Origin of the sequence: Mucilaginibacter pineti, from assembly GCF_900101875.1 — a bacterium.
Taxonomy (GTDB): Bacteria; Bacteroidota; Bacteroidia; order Sphingobacteriales; family Sphingobacteriaceae; genus Mucilaginibacter; species Mucilaginibacter pineti.
Genome location: NZ_FNAI01000008.1, coordinates 312,118 through 333,209, shown reverse-complemented (window position 1 = coordinate 333,209; position 21,092 = coordinate 312,118). Strand labels below are relative to the sequence as shown.

17 protein-coding genes and 1 tRNA gene are annotated in these 21,092 nt (G+C 39.7%); 16 read left to right on the top strand and 2 right to left on the bottom strand.

The genetic code is table 11. The annotated features are described in order from the left end of the window. Nucleotides 1-93: 93 nt before the first annotated feature. Together rnhA and BLS59_RS18290 are read right to left on the bottom strand one after the other, a co-directional pair. Nucleotides 94-564, bottom strand: coding sequence for a ribonuclease HI (gene rnhA / locus BLS59_RS18295; protein ID WP_091151247.1), 471 nt, complete (start codon nucleotides 562-564; stop codon nucleotides 94-96). A gap of 70 nt (nucleotides 565-634) precedes the next feature. Continuing rightward, nucleotides 635-2,758: a heavy metal translocating P-type ATPase gene (locus BLS59_RS18290; RefSeq protein ID WP_162842686.1), complete on the bottom strand. Its 2,124-nt coding sequence runs from the start codon at nucleotides 2,756-2,758 to the stop codon at nucleotides 635-637. Between the two features lie 116 nt (nucleotides 2,759-2,874). Between BLS59_RS18290 and BLS59_RS18285 the strand changes: the two genes are divergently transcribed. The 16 genes from BLS59_RS18285 (at nucleotide 2,875) to BLS59_RS18210 (ending at nucleotide 21,091) form a co-directional block, all read left to right on the top strand. Next, nucleotides 2,875-2,948, top strand: a tRNA-His gene (locus BLS59_RS18285). 85 nt (nucleotides 2,949-3,033) lie between these two features. Next, a complete protein-coding gene (locus BLS59_RS18280; protein WP_091151243.1) occupies nucleotides 3,034-3,582 on the top strand; it encodes a hypothetical protein in 549 nt (182 codons plus the stop codon). Nucleotides 3,583-3,920: 338 nt separating this feature from the next. Continuing rightward, nucleotides 3,921-5,267, top strand: coding sequence for an alpha-L-fucosidase (locus BLS59_RS18275; protein ID WP_091151241.1), 1,347 nt, complete (start codon nucleotides 3,921-3,923; stop codon nucleotides 5,265-5,267). Nucleotides 5,268-5,648: 381 nt separating this feature from the next. Further along, complete coding sequence (locus tag BLS59_RS18270; protein ID WP_091151240.1) at nucleotides 5,649-6,398, top strand: carbonic anhydrase family protein; 750 nt, start codon at nucleotides 5,649-5,651, stop codon at nucleotides 6,396-6,398. Nucleotides 6,399-6,519: 121 nt separating this feature from the next. Further along, nucleotides 6,520-6,843, top strand: coding sequence for an ArsR/SmtB family transcription factor (locus BLS59_RS18265; RefSeq protein ID WP_091151238.1), 324 nt, complete (start codon nucleotides 6,520-6,522; stop codon nucleotides 6,841-6,843). Between the two features lie 6 nt (nucleotides 6,844-6,849). Continuing rightward, entirely contained in the window at nucleotides 6,850-7,317 is a 468-nt protein-coding gene (locus BLS59_RS18260) for an SRPBCC family protein (RefSeq protein WP_091151236.1), read from the top strand. Nucleotides 7,318-7,323: 6 nt separating this feature from the next. Beyond that, nucleotides 7,324-7,704, top strand: a complete 381-nt coding sequence (locus BLS59_RS18255; RefSeq protein ID WP_091151234.1) for a DoxX family protein — start codon at nucleotides 7,324-7,326, stop codon at nucleotides 7,702-7,704. A gap of 14 nt (nucleotides 7,705-7,718) precedes the next feature. Continuing rightward, nucleotides 7,719-8,054 carry an Imm32 family immunity protein gene (locus BLS59_RS18250; RefSeq protein ID WP_091151233.1) on the top strand — a complete coding sequence of 112 codons (336 nt, stop codon included), beginning with the start codon at nucleotides 7,719-7,721 and terminating at the stop codon, nucleotides 8,052-8,054. A gap of 8 nt (nucleotides 8,055-8,062) precedes the next feature. Continuing rightward, a complete protein-coding gene (locus BLS59_RS18245; protein ID WP_091151231.1) occupies nucleotides 8,063-8,629 on the top strand; it encodes a DUF4256 domain-containing protein in 567 nt (188 codons plus the stop codon). Between the two features lie 17 nt (nucleotides 8,630-8,646). Further along, nucleotides 8,647-9,222: a YdeI/OmpD-associated family protein gene (locus BLS59_RS18240; protein WP_091151230.1), complete on the top strand. Its 576-nt coding sequence runs from the start codon at nucleotides 8,647-8,649 to the stop codon at nucleotides 9,220-9,222. 247 nt (nucleotides 9,223-9,469) lie between these two features. After that, on the top strand, nucleotides 9,470-10,075 hold the full coding sequence (locus tag BLS59_RS18235) for a 2OG-Fe(II) oxygenase (RefSeq protein ID WP_091151229.1): 606 nt from the start codon (nucleotides 9,470-9,472) through the stop codon (nucleotides 10,073-10,075). Nucleotides 10,076-11,107: 1,032 nt separating this feature from the next. Further along, nucleotides 11,108-14,113, top strand: coding sequence for a SusC/RagA family TonB-linked outer membrane protein (locus tag BLS59_RS18230; protein ID WP_240315270.1), 3,006 nt, complete (start codon nucleotides 11,108-11,110; stop codon nucleotides 14,111-14,113). Between the two features lie 39 nt (nucleotides 14,114-14,152). Continuing rightward, nucleotides 14,153-15,661 carry a RagB/SusD family nutrient uptake outer membrane protein gene (locus tag BLS59_RS18225; RefSeq protein WP_162842685.1) on the top strand — a complete coding sequence of 503 codons (1,509 nt, stop codon included), beginning with the start codon at nucleotides 14,153-14,155 and terminating at the stop codon, nucleotides 15,659-15,661. 12 nt (nucleotides 15,662-15,673) lie between these two features. Further along, nucleotides 15,674-16,783, top strand: a complete 1,110-nt coding sequence (locus BLS59_RS18220) for a fasciclin domain-containing protein (RefSeq protein WP_240315269.1) — start codon at nucleotides 15,674-15,676, stop codon at nucleotides 16,781-16,783. 2 nt (nucleotides 16,784-16,785) lie between these two features. Next, nucleotides 16,786-17,913 (top strand): DUF5007 domain-containing protein, encoded by a 1,128-nt coding sequence (locus tag BLS59_RS18215; protein ID WP_240315268.1) that lies wholly within the window; start codon nucleotides 16,786-16,788, stop codon nucleotides 17,911-17,913. A 22-nt stretch (nucleotides 17,914-17,935) separates the two neighbouring features. Continuing rightward, entirely contained in the window at nucleotides 17,936-21,091 is a 3,156-nt protein-coding gene (locus BLS59_RS18210) for a SusC/RagA family TonB-linked outer membrane protein (protein ID WP_091151228.1), read from the top strand. Nucleotide 21,092 lies beyond the last annotated feature (1 nt).

Genomic DNA, 21,092 nt, shown 5'->3' with positions numbered 1-21,092 from the left:
CACCTCACACCTCACACCTCACACCTCACACCTCACACCTCACACCTCACACCTCACACCTCACACCTCACACCTCACACCTCACACCTCAGATTACAAAAGCCCCGCCTTGGCGTTTTCCATTTCAAAAACAGAATCTATAAGTAATGGTTTTTGCTTGCCGGCGGCTACTGCAAGTACATCGCAGCGTTCGTTTTCGGGATGGCCGTTGTGGCCGCGCACCCAGGTAAATTTTACTTTGTGCAGTTTACTGATCTCTAAGTAACGCATCCACAGATCCTTGTTTTTTTTACCGGCAAAGCCTTTTAAAACCCAACCGTTTACCCATCGTTTCTCAATAGAATCAATCACATATTTCGAATCGGAATAGATCATTACCTGTTGATTAGGCGTTTTTAGTGCTTCCAATCCTTTTATTACAGCCAGCAGCTCCATGCGATTATTGGTGGTTTTGCGAAAGCCCTCGGCCAGTTCCTTATAATGGCTGCCCGAACGCAAAATTACCCCATATCCACCCGGTCCCGGGTTACCGCTTGATGCACCGTCTGTAAAAATCTCGATCATTATGCAAATATAGTAATCCCCCTAACCCCCTAAAGGGGGAACAAATAAAAATGCTTTACGGATACGCTAATCAAAAAGCTCCCCCTTTAGGGGGCTGGGGGGGGCAATCAATCCTTTTTCTTTTCAGCCTCAGCGAGTTTCCAATTACCACCACATCAGAAAAAGCCATGGCAAAGGCGCCTACCATTGGATTTAAAAAGCCAAAGGCGGCAACGGGGATAGCCACTATATTGTAAGCGAAGGCCCAAAACAAGTTTTGTTTTATGGTAATGAGCGTATGTTTACTGATCTGCAAAAACTTAATTACCGAATGGAGGTCGGTATTTAGCAATACTACACTGGCCGATTGTATGGCAACCTGGCTGGCATCGTTCATGGATACGCCAACGTCGGCCTTGGTTAGGGCAGGGGCATCGTTTATGCCATCGCCAATCATTATGGTTTTGCCTTTTTGCTTGTAAATATCGATCACCTTCAGCTTTTCATCGGGCAGTTTTTCGGCGTGTACCTCAGTAATGCCAATCATGCTGGCCACTTTAAGGCAGCGGTTCTTTTTGTCGCCGCTTAATAATACAGGCACAATTCCCATTTTACGGAGTTTGATGATTAGCTCACCTGTTTCCGGTTTTATCTGGTCGTCAATAGCAATCTGCGCCAGCAGGGCTTGGTTTTTATACAGCGAAAGGTTAAAATGATCTTCCGTGTTATTTTTAGCGGTACCAAGAAAGTAATTGTTGCCTTCCACATCTTCGGCGCGCATACCAAGGCCTTTTTCTTCTTTGGCTATCTTCAGGATAACTTTTTTCTGTGCTGAACCCTTTAAACCCGCGACCAGCGATTTAGCAATGGGGTGACTTGATCTTTCTTCAATGGCAGTAATAATACCCCTGATCAGTTCAATGTCATTCCCCGGTTCGGCCTTAATTTCATTGATGCCAAACTTGCCAGTGGTTAAAGTGCCCGTTTTGTCGAACACTACATATTTGGTGTTGGCTACTGCTTCTATGGTATCTCCGCCTTTAATAAGGATGCCGTTCTTGGCAGCCCTGCCTAAGCCTACCATAACGGCTGTGGGGGTAGCCAAACCCATTGCGCAGGGGCATGATATTACCAGTACGGCAATGGCGTTCATCAGCGAGCGCTGCAGGCCTGCAGCGCTCGCAAAATAAGTAACTACAAAAGTAATTAGCGCTATGCCTATTACTGCGGGTACAAAGATCGAAGCTACTTTATCGCCCAGTTTTTGTACCGGAGGTTTTGCAGCCTGCGCTTTTTTCATTAACTCGATGATTTGTGAGAGGATGGTATTGGAACCTACCTTGGTAGCCAGCATGTGGATATTGCCGTTAAGCAATATAGTACCACCTATCACCTTATCATATTTTTGCTTTTCAACAGGCAAACTTTCGCCGGTGAGCATGGCTTCATCAACAGAGGCGTTGCCTGATAGGATTTCGCCATCAACCGGAATTTTATCGCCCTGGTTAACCAATAACGTATCACCCGGACGAACATCCTTAGCACTAATTAATTCTACACCGCCGTTTATAACGCGGTTGGCATTAACCTGCTGAAACTTTATAAGATCCTTTACTGCAGATGTTGTTTGGGTAACCGAACGTTTTTCAAATACGTTGCCCAATAAAACAAGGGTGATAATAGTTGCGCAGGTTTCATAAAACTGGTATTGCTCGCCTAAATTCTGGAGCGTACCCACCAGGCTATATATAAATGCCGAAGTAGAGCCGATAAATATCAGTACATCCATATTGGGTACGCCTCCTTTAACCGAACTCCAGGCGCTTTTACCAAAGTGCAGGCAGCCTACAATAAATACGGGCAAACAAAGTAAAAGCTGCACCAACGGCTGGTGTAAAAAATGCCAGGGGAACAACATATGCAGCAAAAGCGGGGCGGTAAACACTGCGCAGAAGAAAAATTTATTCTCCACCTTATCATAAAACGCGGTTGAATGCTGTATTATATCGTCAATAACTTTAAATCCTAAATTTTCTATTCCCTTTATTACTTCAGGAAGTTTGGAGTCGTCGGCGGTTGAAAATTTCACCTCTTCGCTGGCAAAATCAACGAGGATATTATGTAAGCCCTTTTTTTCGAGGAGCTTATGGACAGACATGGCGCAATTGTTACAATGCATTCCCGTCACATTCAGTTCAATTAATTGCTCGGCCATAGTTACAAATTTAATGATTAATTAAAATCGTTCTAAATAAAACAGGTAAGCCGAATGTAATTTTAAAAAGAGTTTGCAAATAGGCCGAAGATTTCTATTTTTGCACTCTCCAAACGGTAGATGTAGCTCAGTTGGTTAGAGCATCGGTTTGTGGTACCGAGGGTCGTGGGTTCGAGCCCCATCATTTACCCAGGCGCCTTTCATGAAAATGGAAGGCGTTTTTTGTATAATTGCTTTTATACCTTATCCCTAAAATATAATTTGTAATTTTAGATATGATAGATGTAGAAAATCTTAAACAATATCAGATCAAAAGACCCGATAGATGGAGTTTATTTGGTGATGCTGAAGATTTTGATAATCTGCCTGTATCGCATAAAGATCAAATCTTTTTTCTTGATAAGACTGCTACTGATTTCTTATATGAATTTCTAAAGGTGGCAAAACTTATTGCTACTAATGATAACCCATTTAGTAAGAACAACTTCAAAACGGTTGAGCACTATACGCAAATGGATAATGAGAATGGACTCAAAAAGTGGCTATATAATAGAGCAATACCATTTAAGGAAGAAGTTTTTTTATTAGGAGATGATTGTATTCTCACAACATGGAAAATTGTTGTTAAGTATGCGCCAGATTTGTTTTTTAGTAATGACACTGTTGTTTTTAATAGTACCCTAAATTGGTGCCTGTTTTATTTCCATCATGATCATCTTTTTTTTGGAAGAGATAACATTTATGATACCTCAAACGATCAAATTAAGATGGATGAAATAAATAGACTAAAAGGAATATATCCAAACATGAAATTTCCTTATTAGAACAATAAACCGGTTCGAAATCCGTACCATAAACGTCTTCAAATCTGAGCTATTTTCTGCAAATCAGCTATAAACTGGTTCGAAATCTGTACCATAACCGACCCGAAAGCCTCTCATGAAAATGAGAGGCTTTTTTTGTGCCTAATGCTTGCGTGATTCCCTAAGTGTTCACGTTCATAACGCCATGAACGCTCGTGAACACTAATGAACGGTTGATAATCAATGAGTTAAATAAAATGTCGCTGTAAAATACTGTATACGAGGGGCTTAAATAAATCAAAGGAGATTTCTCCATGCAAGATGTTTGCCGTTTTTTAACCGAATAATTACATTTGAAAATGTTTAAAAATCTAATCCACATACAACTTATATTATTTGTGATCCTGTTCAACAGCGTTGCACAAGCACAAAACAAGGTTTCAGTTGATGAGATCAAAAACAAAATGGAATGGTTTGCTGATGCCAAGCTGGGGATTTTTATTCATTACGGCATCTATTCTGTAAATGGGATTGATGAAAGCTGGAGCTTTTATAATAAAAAAATTGGATACAAGGATTACATGAAGCAGTTGAACGGATTCACCGCTTCGAAGTATAACCCAAAAGACTGGGCTGATTTGATTAAAGAAAGTGGCGCCAAATATGCAGTGATGACCACAAAACATCATGATGGTGTTGCGCTATGGAACAGTAAATATGGTTCGCTAAATGTGGCAAAAAAAACTCCTGCTAAAACAGACCTGTTAAAACCGTTTTATGAAGCGTTGCGAGAACGAGGTATAAAAGTAGGTGCTTATTTCTCTTTGATTGATTGGAGCAATGCAAATTACCCGGGCTTTTTAAAAGATAGCAGCAAGTACCAAATGAAGAAGGAGCCTGTCAGATGGGAAAAATATTTAACTTTTATGAATGGGCAATTGGATGAAATTGCAAGGCAATACAACCCCGATCTTTGGTGGTTTGATGGGGATTGGGAACACAGTGCAGAGGAATGGAATTCACCTGAAATCAGAAAAAAGCTGTTAACTTATAATCATAATGCTATCATAAACGGGCGTTTACAGGGTTATGGTGATTATGACACCCCTGAACAAAACTTTCCGGTGTCCAGGCCTGGTTATAAGTGGTGGGAACTTTGCATGACCATTAATGATAACTGGGGTTTTCAACCGCAAGATAAAAATTTCAAAACATCTTATCAGATCATCAGCATTTTTACAGATGTGGTAAGCTATGGTGGGAATTTATTGCTGGATATTGGCCCCAAGGCTGATGGAACTTTACCCGAAGAGGAGGTAAATGTGCTTAAAGAATTAGGAGCATGGAACAAAAAAAATGGAGAGGGAATTTTTAATACACTTGCTGGTTTGCCTCAGGGACATTATTATGGTGCAAGCACAATTTCAAAAGACTCAACAGCGGTATATCTTTTTGTGCCGGCTAAAACAAGCGCTCCGGTATTGCTAAAAGGCTTAAAAAACAAAATAAAAACGATCACCATATTGGGTAGTAATATTCCCGTGGCTTACAAGATAGTAGGTAAGATCTCATGGAGCTCTGTACCAGGTTTACTATATATAGACATTCCGGAAATTCAGCAAGATAAATATATGTCGGTAATAAAAATAGAAGTTGAAGGGAAACTGGATCTTTATCGTGGTAAAGGAGGCTTTCTTACTAACTAATATTACCTTTTAGCACTTTCGGAGTTTACAATACGATTAACTTAAAAAGGCGAGAAATTATGATCGGGATCGTTTCAAGGAAAATAATTTTGATAGTTCCGTGGATTGGAAATTCCAGGATTAAAGTCGTTCGAGATTAATACCATCAACGTCTTCAAATCTTCGCTGTTTTCTTTAAATCAGCTATAAGCTGGTTCCAAATCAGTGCCTTGAATAGCCCGAAAAGCCTCTTATGAAAATGAGAGGCTTTTTTATTAAAAAATATCGCCTGCCTTGGTGCTTAGATGTTTGGACTTTAAAACATGATTTTTTGGGAAAAGGGTGAGTTGAATTTGCGTGATTTTCATCTTAATATGTATTTTTATTAAAAATCAATTCCTAATGAAAAAGGTTCAATTATTTAAGTTTGCAGCTATAACAATATCCTTTTTAGCATTTTCATGTGGCAACCCAACAGGTAATAAAAAGGAAATAACAGACAGCAGCAAAACTCCTAAAAAGCCACTGCGTGAAAGGGTGCTGACGGTATCTGAACAAAAAGCGCTGACTCCTGAGCTTATCATTAAAGCACTCAAGGATGGTAATAAAAGGTTTGTTAGCAATGATCTTACCTTGCGTGATCATTCGGCAATGGTACGGGATGCAGCCGCAGGACAATATCCGAAAGCCGTGATCCTTTCCTGTGTGGACAGCAGGATACCGGTTGAAGACGTATTTGATAGAGGGATTGGAGATATCTTTGTGGCCAGGGTTGCCGGAAATTTTTCTAATGTGGATATTTTGGGTAGTTTGGAATTTGCTTGCAAGGTTTCAGGAGCAAAAGTAATCCTGGTACTTGGTCATGAATCGTGCGGGGCAATTAAATCAGCGATAGATGATGTAAAACTCGGAAATATTACGTCAATGCTTTACAAAATCAAGCCTGCGGTGGCACTTTCATCTGGCTTTGCAGGTGAAAAAAGCAGTAAGAATCCAGCATTTGTTGAACTGGTGGCAAAAAACAATATTCGTCATACAATTCAAACCATAAAATCTGAGAGTCCTATTCTTAAAGAAATGTCAGATCATGGAGATATCAAAATTGTTGGCGCTTATTATGATCTGCATACAGGAGCCGTAGAATTTCTTTAATAAGATGGAGTTTCCAGATGTTCACCTAATTTCCCCGCCATATCAACCTTGAATTTTTTTTTCTTCTAAAATTTGCGTAGTTAAATAGCTACACATATATTTGTAGTCAAATAGCTACATAATGAATTTAAGACGAGATGTATTTCAAGCCATTGCCGATCCAACACGGAGGGCTATACTGCTGTTGGTTGCTTCGCACGCCATGACGGCAGGGGCAATAGCCACAAACTTTGATACCGCCAGGCCAACGATTTCCAAACACCTGCAAATACTTACCGAGTGCGAATTGCTTGCCCAGCAACAAAACGGAAGGGAAATTCATTACCACATTAACGCGAAAAAAATGAAAGAAGTAGCCGACTTTATTGAACCGTTCCGCCAGATGTGGGATGATAGGTTTAATAAACTGGAAGCCGTAATGAAAAACTATCAAACCAAAAAATAACCTGTTATGGAACTAAAAACAAAGATCGACGCCGAAGACGGCAAGCAGTACCTCATAATTACGAGGGAATTTGATTTGCCGGTAGAGTTGCTTTTTAAAGCCTACGTAGAGCCCGAAATTGTTGAGCAGTGGATGGGGACAAAAGTGCTTAAGCTTGAAAATAAAAAACACGGCGGTTACCAGTTTGAAACATCCGATGCTAATGGAAACGTAGTATTCCGGGCTAATGGAACAATCCACGATTTTGTTCCCGATCAACAGATCACGCGGACGTTTGAAATGGAGAATACCCCATTCGCTGTTCAGCTGGAGTTTCTGGAATTTGAGCAGCTTACCGGGGATACCAGCAAACTCAGCATCCGCATAGTATATAAATCTGTTGAACTGCGCAACCAAATGTTGCAACTACCATTTGCCCAGGGCCTTAATATGGCGCACAACCGCTTGCAAACCATCGTAAACAAACTAAAATAATACATCATGGAAAAGAAAAAGCTAATTTGGTATTGGATAATTACTGCAATATTATCCTTTTGTATTTTCTCTGGCGGCCTGGCACAGGCCATGCAGGTAAAAGGAGTTGTGGAAGGTTTTAAACCCTTGGGATATCCTGTTTACTTTATTTCGCTTATTGGCGTTTGGAAGGTACTGGGCATAATTGCAATATTAATCCCTAAATTTAAATTGCTTAAGGAATGGGCCTATGCGGGTATATTTTTTGTGATGAGCGGTGCGGTAATTTCGCATATTGCCAGTAATGATGTTTCTGTGCAAATAATTGCCCCGGCTTTATTGGCCATTTTCACTGTGTTGTCGTGGTATTTACGGCCCGAGGATAGAAAGATCGTTTCGGTTAGTTAAAAATCAATATTAGCATGGTAAAAAAGAAACATTACGAATTAGAAATTACAGGTCATTTGGACATTTTTGTTGCAGATAGAGAAGATGAGTTTGAAGGTGAGATAGAAAAATGGCAGGAAGTATTAATTCACGGCGACCCCGAAGGAATAAGATCTTTTGCCCAACTTTTAAATAAAATAGCCGACTTCAATCAAGAAAATAGAACAGACCTGCCCATAGGTGGAAGAGAACATTACCATTTACAACCCAATGTGGAATTAAGTAAAAGTTCGGTAGCAGTAATTGTTGGGAGAATTGACGCAAAAGGCGCGGGTGATTTTTATGATCGATACGTTGCAAAAGACGCTTAAAAACAAGTATGAATAGTATGAAACCTGAATTACCATCAGCGCAAAGTCAAGAACTTCTCAGCGTGTTAAAGACCCGTTTTGCGAAAAATATAAATCGCCATACGGGTATTGAATGGGTTAAGGTGCAAAACAGACTGGAAACCAATGCCGAAAAATTATGGTCGCTCAATGAAATGGAAATAACAGGCGGCGAGCCGGATGTTGTTGCCCATGATACAAAGACGGGTGAATATGTTTTCTATGATTGCTCGGCCGAAAGTCCTAAAGGCCGCCGGAGTATTTGTTACGACCATGAGGCACTGGAAGCCAGGAAAGAATATAAACCCGAAAATAGCGCTATTGAAATGGCGCACGATATGGGTATTGAACTTTTATCAGAACAACAATACCGGGAATTGCAGCAGCTTGGCAATTTCGACCTGAAAACATCCAGTTGGGTGAAAACACCTGCTGATATCAGGAAACTTGGCGGTGCCATTTTTTGCGACCGCCGTTACAATACCATCTTCGTTTACCACAACGGGGCCGAATCCTATTACGCAGCCAGGGGCTTCCGGGGTTTGCTAAGGGTATAATTTAAATAAGAGAAACTATGAACCCCAAGGTTGATTTTTATTTTAACAAAGCCACGTGGCAGCAGGAATTGGTGCAATTAAGAATGATAGTTCTTGATTGCGGGCTTACCGAAGAATTGAAGTGGGGCTGCCCGTGTTACACGTTTCAAAAAAACAACATCGTATTGATACACGTATTTAAAGCATACTGCGCGGTTTTGTTTTTTAAGGGTGCCTTGCTAAATGATGCCGGAGGTATGCTGATACAACAAACGGCAAATGTGCAGGCAGCCCGCCAGATGAGGTTTACCAATGCGGGGCAAATACAGGAGATGGAACCCTTACTGAAGGCATATATCTTTGAAGCCATTGAAGTAGAAAAAGCCGGTTTAAAAGTTGAACTTAAAAAGACTGAGGAATTTGCCGTTGCCGAAGAGTTTCAAAATAAATTAAATGCAATGCCTGCCCTGCAAACGGCTTTTGATGCTTTAACACCGGGGCGGCAAAAAGCATACCTACTGTATTTTGTCGCCGCCAAACAATCCAAAACCCGGGACGCCAGGGTTGAAAAAAGTATCCCGCAAATTCTTAACGGAAAGGGATTAGACGATTAGCGCCCGAACCAAAAACCTTCGCGATAGTACAGGACAGTTCAGCGCAAAAAAAAGTAGTTCAAGCCAGCCATGCTTCCAAACTGGTAAAGTCTTACCTCCTAAATGAAACAAAGCCACCAGTGCACAATATATAATATACATAGGAGGCAGATCTGGTACCTGCTATATTAAAAGTAAATCATCCCGGTTAAATAGATTACCTTCACCAAAACCAGGCGTTGCCTGGTGAGTTAATCCCCCACCTTTTTTGGAAGATCCATTTAATTGCCTCATTGATTCTTTTATAGCGCAGCAGGTAGGCATTGCCGATAATTTTTTAAGCGATGCCCTCGCCGCCGATTTAAAAGCAAATTTGATTATGCTTTATGGCAATAAAATGCTTTATACCGCCGGTACCGGAAATAATGCGGTAATATCCCAGGATTTGACTGTACGGGGCGACAGGATCTGCTGGCTTGACCGGGGCCATGATACTCCTTGCGAAAAGGCCTTCTTTAAATTGATGGATAGTTTTGTGAGCTATTTAAACCAAACCTGCTATACCGGCATCACCGGTTATGAGTTTCATTACACCTTGTACGAAAAGGGGAGTTTCTACAAAAAACATCTTGATCAGTTTCGTAATAACGATAGTCGCAAATATTCGATGATTATTTACCTTAATAAGGATTGGGTAATTGCAGATGGCGGCGAGCTGTGTATTCATCATCATGATCACTTACAAAATATCTCACCACAAAACAGGAAAGGCGTATTTTTTAAGAGCAATGAGTTAACGCACGAAGTACTGCTTACCCATCAACCACGAATGAGTATTACAGGTTGGCTTAAAGTTAACACCGAGCAAACTTAAAATATTATGTTTTATTTTACCAGTATACTGGGTGTGTCTTTTTTTTTACAATGCAACTACAATTGGTTTTAAGTTAAAAATTAGCCAAATAATAAGATTGATGGATTTTTTCAGGATTTATTAACCAGTTTACCTTCAGAAGGGTTAAAATACCTCCTTCATAAAAAGACATTTGTTTACCAAATACACGGTTTAAAGTTAGTTAAGGCCCTTTTTGCTTTATGATACCAATGGTTTGTATTAAATAGTGTGGCATTGACACTAAAAAAAACATTATCCATAAATTATCTCTCTGCAATATTTGCAAACGTTTGTGATAACAAATATTTTACAAAACGCTGTTAAAATGATTTATGCGCGCTTTTGGCGGTTGTAAACCTAATGAAAAGCAAAAGCCCGCAGATAATTTATAATGTACTATGCTTGTAATTAATCAATTTTTATGAAAAAATGATACTATTATAACTACATAATTGCTAATGTTGTAAAATCTAAAACGTTTTAATATAAAAAAATTAAAAATTGTTACACTGACAATTTACTTTGATAAATCATTTTACTTCATATATATTTGTTAAAACCAATTATAGATAAGTAATAATTAGTAGAGACCACCAGATAATTTTCTGAGCTGCTTATTTGAAACTTTTTTTGACTACTTAACATAAACCTGCTTAAAATTATTTAGTATGAAAAAAAACTTACACTACATTATTACCTAAGGATCAATTATATAGCCGGTTGCGTAGCTATGCTGCTTGCCTGTGCGATAAATCCTTTTATCAAAATTCATTCAAAATATACAGTAACGATTTGCAGATAATATCAGATGGATTTTCTGAGCTGCTTTTCTGACGCTTTTTTTGACCAATTAACCTGATTAAACCTAATTTAAGTATGAGAAAAAATTTACGCTGCACTTTTAACTAAAGGATTCTCTTCCTGACATGTAAAATAGCTATGCTATTTTTATGACAACTCAAATCCTGTAATCAACTTTTTTATTCAATACAAACTAAAGATCGATTAACTATGCGATACTTATGGCTGTGCCTTGTTTTTTTTAATTTATTAGTTATAAATACGTCTTCTGGCTTGGCGAAGGGAAACGAAGGGAAAAAAGGCAACCTGACCTATTCAAACTCAATACGGCATATTAAAGGCAAGCGAGATACCACCGTTGCCAAAGATAGCCTGCTAAAGGAGAGTATTAACGTTTTAAAAATGCGCTCGGTATACAACCGCCTTGCCGATAGCGTTAACCTTGATCCTGGCGCTCTTGCAACCTTCCCTGGAATTTCACTCCAGCAACTTTTAAAAGGTAAATCTGCCGGTTTATACGTGCAGGAGCCATCCGGAGAGCCCGGCACAATTCAAAACATGTTTATCAGAGGTGCTCCTATGCCGCTGCTGAGCCAAAAGGAGCTTTACATGTCGCAGCCATTAGTTGTGCTTGACGGTATACCTTTAATAACAGAGCATCCTTTTGCTTTTGATATTCAGCAATATGATTATAACAGGCCCGGTCCTGCTACAAACATATTTGCAGCTATTGATATGAATAACATCGCATCAATAGAAGTATTAAAAGATCTTGCTGCATCGGCTATATATGGTCCGCGTGCAGTTAATGGCGTTATAGTATTAACATCTAAACATCCTGTTAGCGCGCGTAGCATCTCCTTCAATACCTATATAGGTTTGGCACAAAGGCCAGGCGTTACTACTATTAACGGTAAGTATGAAAATGCTTTCAGACAACGTTTTTATGATCTGTATACTACTAACGGTCGTTATTCAGATGATGAAAACTATCCAATTTACTTAAGCGACTCGCTTAATAATGCTTATAGCGGCAAATCAGACTGGTCTGACCTTTACTATCGTAACGCTTTAATATATGGTGTAAATTTTGGTATTTCGGGCGGTACCGATAAAGCTAACGTTCGCTTTTCATTGGGTAACACTAAAAATGAAGGCGTTGCCGACGGAACAGGCATCGATCGTTACAGCGCTATGTTTAACATTAACATGAAACCGTTGCCATGGCTTATTTTTACGGCAAACGTAAATGCTAACCGTTTAGATCGTCAGCGTAATAAATCACTACGAGACAGGTTTACGCAAATTAATTACTTCCCGGATCTGAGCGCGCCACCATCGCCCAATAAGGATTATTACGGTCAATACCTTGATCAGTTTAAAAAAGGCTTTGATGATAATAAAACCAACGTTATTGATGGTTTTGCCCGCTTAGCTATCGATCTTGGTCGATTTAAATTTAACACAACTTTTATAGTTGATTATAACGAAGGTTACCGCGATGTGTTTTATGCGCGTACTTTATTGCAGGGCAATAGCTATGCATCAAACTACTATGGCTACAACCAGCGTGTAATGATCAATAATAAGGCAACTTATGATTTAACCACAGCAGATAAACTGAGTGATTTCCATTTCGAAGCGGGTCAGTCAACCCAATGGGATACTTATAAGTATGATAATGCTTATGCCTATAAAGGGTCAAATGATTATATCAAGATAAACCTGCTTGACTCAAACCCTACAAACGGAGATGGTTCACCTAACGGTAACTACTTAACCCCAACTGCGTTTCCAAGAGAGTTAACCTATCGTTTTCTTGATAAAACGCAAGAAAACCTGGTGTCTTTTTATGGTAAGGCAGATTATACCTTCAATAAAAAATATACTATATCGGCTATTATGCGTGCAGATGGATCATCAAATGCACAACCAACAAGCCGCTGGTTCTATTCTCCGGTACTTTCTGCAGCATGGAGCCTTAAAAACGAGTTCTTTAAAACCAGCAACGGTATTAATGACCTTATCTTAAGAGCCAGCGCCGGCAGAATGGGCCGTTTAAATGCTTATGACAATTATGCACAAGGGCCACAATACACCGCTTCGGTTGGTTACACAGGTAATTTAACTGTACCGGGATATAACGCGTTTGCTGTATTAACCAGGCCTTATCAAAGTGGTTGGGTTGGTTATGGTATTCCATGGTCGTACTCAAACCAGCTTGATATTGGTCTTGATGCAGGTTTGCTGAAAAACCGTCTTCATCTTTCGGTAGATTACTATTCTAAAACCGAAAAGAACATGTTGCTTGGCATCCCGGCTTTTGCCGAGTACGGTTATACCCAATCTATAGAAAGTGGTATGTCTGTAGTAAACTCAGGTGTTGATTTAACCATCAGGGGCGATATCTTAAAATCGCGGGATGGCTTGTCATGGACTTCAACGCTTAATGTTAACTACAATAAAAATCACCTAAAATCATTACCGCGCGGCTTGCAGGAAATTACGCTTGGCGACAGGTACCTGAAAGTAGGCCAGCCGGTTGATCAGTATTGGGTATTGCAAAACGAAGGAATTTACAATTCAGAAGCTGAAGTACCTGCTGGTTTAAAATATAATGGTATAGCCATGCACGCAGGCGATCCGCGTTGGAAAGATGTAAACGGCGATAACAATATTGATGATAAGGATAAAGTACTAAAAGGTCACATGCTGCCAATTGCATCTGGCGGGTTTGATAACAACTTCAAATATGGTAAATGGGATTTAGGCGTAGGTCTTTACTTTAATCTTGGCCGCGATTTGATGAACCAGGAAATGGCTAACCGTTTTGACTTTATCAACAGAGAAGGCAATAGCAACATTACTTCGGTAAAAGAGGTTACTTTTTGGGAAAAACGTGGCGACTACAGCAAATATCCACTGTATAACCCTTGGAGCACTGTAATACCTTACCGTATTGATCAGGATCTGTTTTTAGAAAATGCATCATTTGTAAAAGTGCGGTATATATCACTTGGGTATGATCTTACTCAATTTGCAAAGAAAAACTTTAAACTAAGCAGGTTATATGTATACGGTGCGGTTAACAATGTATTCACTTTCACCAAGTATACAGGTCAGGATCCTGAACTTGTAGACTACACCGGCTATGATACTGGTTATGGGCAGCCTATACCACGTACCTATACATTAGGTGTAAAAGTTGATTTTTAATCATAACAAGTAACCAACTAAATCTTTTAGTAAAACAAGATGAAAAAAATACTATACATACTCCTGTTTTCGATGGTTGTAATTACCGGATGTAACAAAACATTGAGCATAGATTCTGTAAGGGTAGTAGGCGAGAAGAATATGTGGAACTCGCTTGAAGACACCCGCGCAGGATTACTGGGTGTTTATGCCTTAACACGTGCAGCGCTATCTGATAATGACGGGCACTGGATTTATGGCGACGTGAGATCAGGTGAGTTTTCGAGCCCAAACAGACAGGATTTAAAAGCAATTATAAGCAACAATCTTAATGCTGCTTATCCAACGTTAGAGGCTTTAAGCAACTGGACCAGATTTTACGCCATAGTTAACGCAGCCAATATCTTTTTAGAAAAAGCACCTGATGTTGCCGCGAAAGATAAACGCTATACACAAGGCAATTTGCTGGTGGATTTGGCGCAGGCCCGTTTTTTAAGAGCATTTGCCTATTTCTACATGGTTAGGATATGGGGCGATGTACCTTTTATTACAGCATCGCACGATGGGCAGTTTGAAAACAAACCACGCGAAAATCAAGATAAAATTTTATCATGGGTAAAGCAGGAAATGCTTAAGGCTGCGGGCGATTTGCCTTTTATATACAGTGGAGGCGATTTACAGCAGCAAGGTAATTATTATAACGAGGATGCAACCCGCTGGGGTGGAGCTTTAGCTACAAAAAATACTGCTTACGCAATGCTCGCTCATGTTTGTGCCTGGACTGCCGATTATACCGATGTAGCAACCTATGCAAAATTTGTTGAAGATAATTATGGCAAAAGCAATGGTGGTTATACAGGATCAGACGATCTTACAAACGGCAATGGTTTCTTCAATAATAAAAACACCCGCCAAATGTTTGGCTTTAACTCAGATTATGGTCACATTGATGGTTCATCAACGGGCCATATTGAGGAGCTTACACTTGCCGAACCTGTTTTAACTAAAAGCGTTCCGGATATATATCTTCCTAAAGATTCTATCCTGGCCTATTTTACGATACCTAATGACGACCGCTTTAACATAGATACTTTAGGTAATCCGCGTAATGAAAGATACTTCACCAATTTTAATGGTAAATATCCAATCTTCAGCAAAATCAAAGTAATACAGGGCGGTAATAATGATCCTAATTTCAGGTACTTCAATAGTGCCATTATTTTAACCAGGCTTGAAGATATGGTTCTGTTGCGTGCCGAAGCATTAGCCGTATTGGGCGATCAGAGCGGTGCCATGCAAGAACTAACTGATGAGATATTTAGGAGGTTACCAGCGGGCACCACCGATCTAACTCTTGAAGGTGAAACTATTGATTTGATATTTCAGGAACGGCGTCGTGAGCTGATGGGAGAGGGCCAACGCTGGTACGATAAAATACGCTACGCCAAAATAAAACAGAACGATCCGAAGATGTTACGCCTTATAAGCACTGGCGGTATCTACTGGCCTGTATCTCGTAAAATACTTTCTCAAAATAGTTTATTAACTCAAAATACTTACTGGAAATAATCCGAAATAATTATGAAAAATCCAATAAGAAACAGAGGAACCCTGATGCTTTTAGTAGCACTGGCAATTTTTCAATCGGCTTGTACAAAAGATAAAGGCTTTCATGATACAGCCGGCAACAGCTCAAAATTTGCAGGTAACATCTATGAATATTTGAAAAGTAAGCCGGGAGTGTATGATTCACTGCTTGCCGTAATTGACAGGACTGGTTTAAAGGAAACCCTTATCGATAGTACTGTTACACTATTTGCTGTAACAAACCCAAGTTTTCAGCTTGCGTTGAACAACTTAAATACCTTAAGAAGGCAATCAGATAAAGATCCGTTGTTCCTGTCGAATATTGATGGGATACAGCTTGATACCATGACGTCTTATTACATAATAAGGGGTAAAGTGCCTTCAGATTCATTAAGGCTACAGGACGGACTTGATTTATCAGCTGTTCGTTATGGCTATCCAATGCACGCACAAATCAGTCATGCTTCTGCATCAGGATATGTAGGCGGCGGGCCGGAGGTAATAGAATTCAGCAATACCAAAAAAAGCAAGTTTGTAAGGTTTTGGTCAACCACCACAACTGGTTCAAACAACATTCAAACCAACAATGGATTTGTGCATGTTGTAAGCGCATCGCACATATTTGGTTTTGATGAATTTGTAACACGCCTAACCTTTGTGCCGCCACCACCAAATTTAATGACGTTAATTGGCGGAACATTAACCGTACAGCATGAAAGCGACGGTGGTGCCGATAATGGTGAAGGATCTAAAAAGGTGATAGACGGTGATAGCCATACTAAGTTTTTGGTTAACCTGCAAGGTAACTTATGGTTGCAGTTTGAATTAAAAACCGCTGCGGTGTCAGGTGTATATACGCTAACATCGGCCAATGATGCTCCTGAACGCGATCCGCGTGCCTGGACTTATGAAGGCTCACAAGATGGTACACACTGGGATGAACTTGACAGAAGAAGTAACTTTTTCTTTGAAGAAAGATACCAGACCAAAGTATTTAAATGTAGTAATACGACGGCATACAAATTCTATCGTATTAATATAACTGAATTAAGGGATGGCGGTACTTTCCAGTTAGCCGAGTGGACCATTAATCAAGCTAAATAAGAATGGAATTTAAAAAATTTAAACTAATTAAACAGATGCAATCAACCATCAAAAAAGAATTTATCTTCCTCTTGTTTGCTGCGGTTATTACAAGCAGCTGCAGAAAAATATTCAATTTGCCCAAGGAAAAAGAATATTTAAGTAATAATGTAAACTTCGCCAACAAGATATTGGAACCCGTATTAGGCCGCACTAACTTAATAGGTGGGTTTAATGGGGATAATTCAACCCAGCCAATACATTTTGAAATTGTGAATGCGCGTTATGGCGATGGTAGACCGGTAACGGATATTTTTCAAAAGGCACAAACCTACGTTTGGACTGCGGCTTATACCGGTACAGAAAAAAGTTTGGCCGAGATTGAAGCGAAGCGTCATTTAGAGGAACATCCTCTTTTTGAGATCCGCTCATCGGGTGAATTTATCATGTGGCCATCTGCTACCAACGATTTAGTTACGCCAAGGCCTGCCGATAGTACCAACTATCCGCAGGATACAAGGTTTTTTGATGTTAAAATCACAAATACCGGCGGCGAAAGATTAATCAGGGATTTTCAGATACGTCCTTGGCGTGAGCGTCCTTATGACCCGGCTGATGATATGAATCTTTACACAGGCGGTCCTGCACCATTTCCTGAAACTCCTTATAATGTGCTCAGTCGCAATTATATAAGGCCATCAAGAATGGATAATGTTGTTGGCGATAGTACTGATATTGATTTGGGAAATGATAATTACCATCGTAACAACGTGCTTGTATACATTCGTCCGTTTACTGGCGGCAATGGTCATTCATTAAGGTTTAAAGTATTGAATAAAGATTCTGTAGCTATTGATCCTGCCCTTTTTAATGAAACAGAATGGGTAAGGCTTGTACACGGTTTTAATCTTGTAAAAACCAAGGAATACGTACAATATGATGTTGCTTATCCTATTCCGCTGGTTAACCTGTCAACTATTTACGCGCCAGGAGGCTCAAACGCTTACATTGAACTGAAATACTCAAGAACTGGATTTGGACAGCAAAGGGTAACTACGGTATTAGGATTGAATTTTGGTATTTACCGTGCCGGCGATTGGGAAATAGTGTTTCATTTCAGAAAAGATAATCCAAGATTTAAAGACGAATAAGTAACTTTTAAAGCAACCAATAATGAGAAGAAAATTACTTTTTTATACAGCACTTTTTGTTTGCCTTATCAGTTTAAACTTGAAAGCGCAGGCACAAACGGTTACTATAAGCGGTACAGTTATGGATAAAACCACAAAAACCGCATTTCCAGGAGTAACCATAGTTTTAGAAAAACCTTATAAAGCACTTGCGCAATCAGGTGTAGACGGGCATTTCTCGGTTACAGTTCCGGTTAACTCAACACTTAAATTCAATTTTATAGGTTACGTTACACAAACAGAAAAAATTGGTACAGTTGCAAAAAATATAACAGTGACCATGAGCGAGGATCAAAAATCCCTTGCCGACGTTGTTATCGTAGCTTACCAAAAAAGAACTAAAGAAACTACCACTGGTTCTGCTACTATTATAAGTGGTAAGGAAATCCAGGATATACCGGTATCAAACGTTGAGCAATTGCTGCAAGGTAAGGTTGCTGGTTTAAATATCCAGAACAATACCGGTGCGCCAGGTTTCAGAGGATCTGTGCAATTACGTGGTTTATCTACGCTAAGCATAAGCGGTAGCGGTAATGATTCGTTCCTGCAGCCTACATCACCTCTGTATATTATTGATGGAGTGCCTTTGGATGCCGATAAGGCAGCCGAGTTCGGTTTTCAAACCCAGGGCCCGGGTGTGAGCCCGCTTTCACTGATTCCGCAGGAAGATATTGAAAGCATACAAGTAATGAAGGATGCACAGGCAACATCATTATACGGTTCACGCGGTGCTTATGGTGTAATCATCATCAGTACTAAACGTGGTAATTCAAAAATACCACGCGTAAGGTTAACCAGTAACTTTTTCGTGAATGCACCACCAAAGCTGCGCGAAACACTTGGTGGTAATTCAGAGCGCCAGGCAAAACTTCAACAGATCATTCTTAATGCTACAAGCATTAATGATATCCGCAGAATTGATGCCACACCTTTCCTTGCCGATAGTTTGAATGCCTATTGGAACAACTCAACAAACTGGCAGGATATTTTTTACGCAACTACTTACAACACAGAACATAACCTTGCTTTAGACGGTGGTGATCCACGGTTTAACTATAAGGCCAATCTTGGTTTACGTACAGAGAACGGTGTAATTAAAAATACCGGTTTCGACAGGTATAACCTTAGTATGAACGTAGAGCTTAAACCGAACGATAAATTCAGGTTCTTTGGGTCGATATATGGTTCGTTAGGTAAACAACAAAAAGGTGATGGTTTAGGTTTATTACAGTCAGGAGTAGCTGCCAACGGGCAGGCATCAACCTTATTGCCTCCGCCATCATTTTACCAGTCATCAGGCGGTATCATATCGGCTTTAAAAACAAATGATGATAACAGTACAAGAAACATCCGTTCAAACGTTGAAGGCCGGTATGAGTTTATACCAGGTTTTGCAATAACATCAAGTTTAAGCTATGATTATACATCAGATGGTGAAGCAACATTCACACCTGCAGCTGCAAATGCGCAGTTTGCCAAAGTGTATGATTATGTTGGTCGTAACTATACATTGTATAACCGTAACGCTATAACTTACGCAAAATCTTTCGGATCAAATGGCGATCATACCATCTTTGTTAACACCTTTAATGAAATTTACAAAAGAGGTGCACAACAAGGTATCATTAATCAGGTAAGAACACCTAATGATCAATACCAGGGCCCGTTAGGTTTTGACTCTTATAACTCACGTGGTGGTGGTGTACTTTCAACTTACAAAAACGCTACCAGTGCTTCATTTGCAGCAGCACTTTCTTATGATTATAAAAAGAAATACGTAGCAGAGTTATCGTACCGCCTTGATGGTACCTCAACAAGCGGTTTAGAAAATCCATACTCTAAAAACCCGGCTATAGGTGTAAGGTATAACTTTCAAAAGGAAACCTTTTTTAATAACCTAAGTTGGTTATCAACCGGTAGTTTAAGGTTAACCTGGGGACAAAACATTGTGCCAAGCGGTACATTGCAAAGTATTTATGGTACTTATAACCTAAATGGCAACTACAATAACACGCCTACTATTGGTATTGATTATGGCTTTATCCCTAACCCGAATTTAAAACCTACAACTACCACTCAATGGAACTTTGGTTTTGATTTGGGCTTATGGCAGGATAAAGTATATGTAGTGTTTGATACCTATTATAAAAAGGTTGATAACCTGTTGTTTGATCGCCCGTTAACAAACTCAACAGGGTTTGGCACCATATCAAGTAATGATGTTGGTATTGCCAATTATGGTTATGAGTTAATGATTACCGGCAAACTTGTTACAGCTAAAGATTTTAACTTAACCATGTCTGCAAATGGCGCAATTAACCGCGATGTTTTGCTAAGGATACCACAAGAGTATAATGGGCAGGTTATCAAAATAGATGGCAGTTCTTATCCGCAGCGTATAGTATACCGTGTTGGCAGAAACACACTTTCAAACTACCTGCATATTAACGAAGGTGTATATTCAAGAGATACCGATGTGCCTGTAGATCCTGTAACAGGTAAAAAATATCAAACCGGCGGTATTCCGTTTTTAGGCGGAGATCCGAGATGGAAGGATGTGAACGGCGATTATATAATGGATGACAGGGATTACGAAATCACCGGAAACTCGCAGCCGCTTGTTACAGGTGGTATTTCAACCAACATCAACTATAAAAAATTCGGTTTAAATATCTATACAACATTTACGGCAAAACGTACCGTTTTAAACAATGCGCTTTCAGATCGTTTGTCAATCATGCGTGATCCATATTCATTGCTTGCCGTTGTGCCATTGAACAACCTGGATATCTGGAGAGCACAGGGTGATGTTTCAAAATATCCAACCCCGTATGACTACGCCCGGTTTAACCAGATACAACCTTTAAGACCCGATCAAACACTTTGGGCCGAAGAAGGATCATACCTGAAAATTAATAACGTAACTTTTTCATACACGTTTGAGAAAAATTTTGTGAGGAGGTTTGGATTTAATAATGTACGTGTATATTTTTCAACCAATAACCTTGTTACCTTCTCAGGTTACAGTGGGCCTAACCCAGAAAACGTAACCAGCCTGGGTCGTGATATTTCAAACGGATATCCGGTACCTCGCTTATACAACTTAGGCTTTAACATTGAGTTGAACACAGGTAATTAAA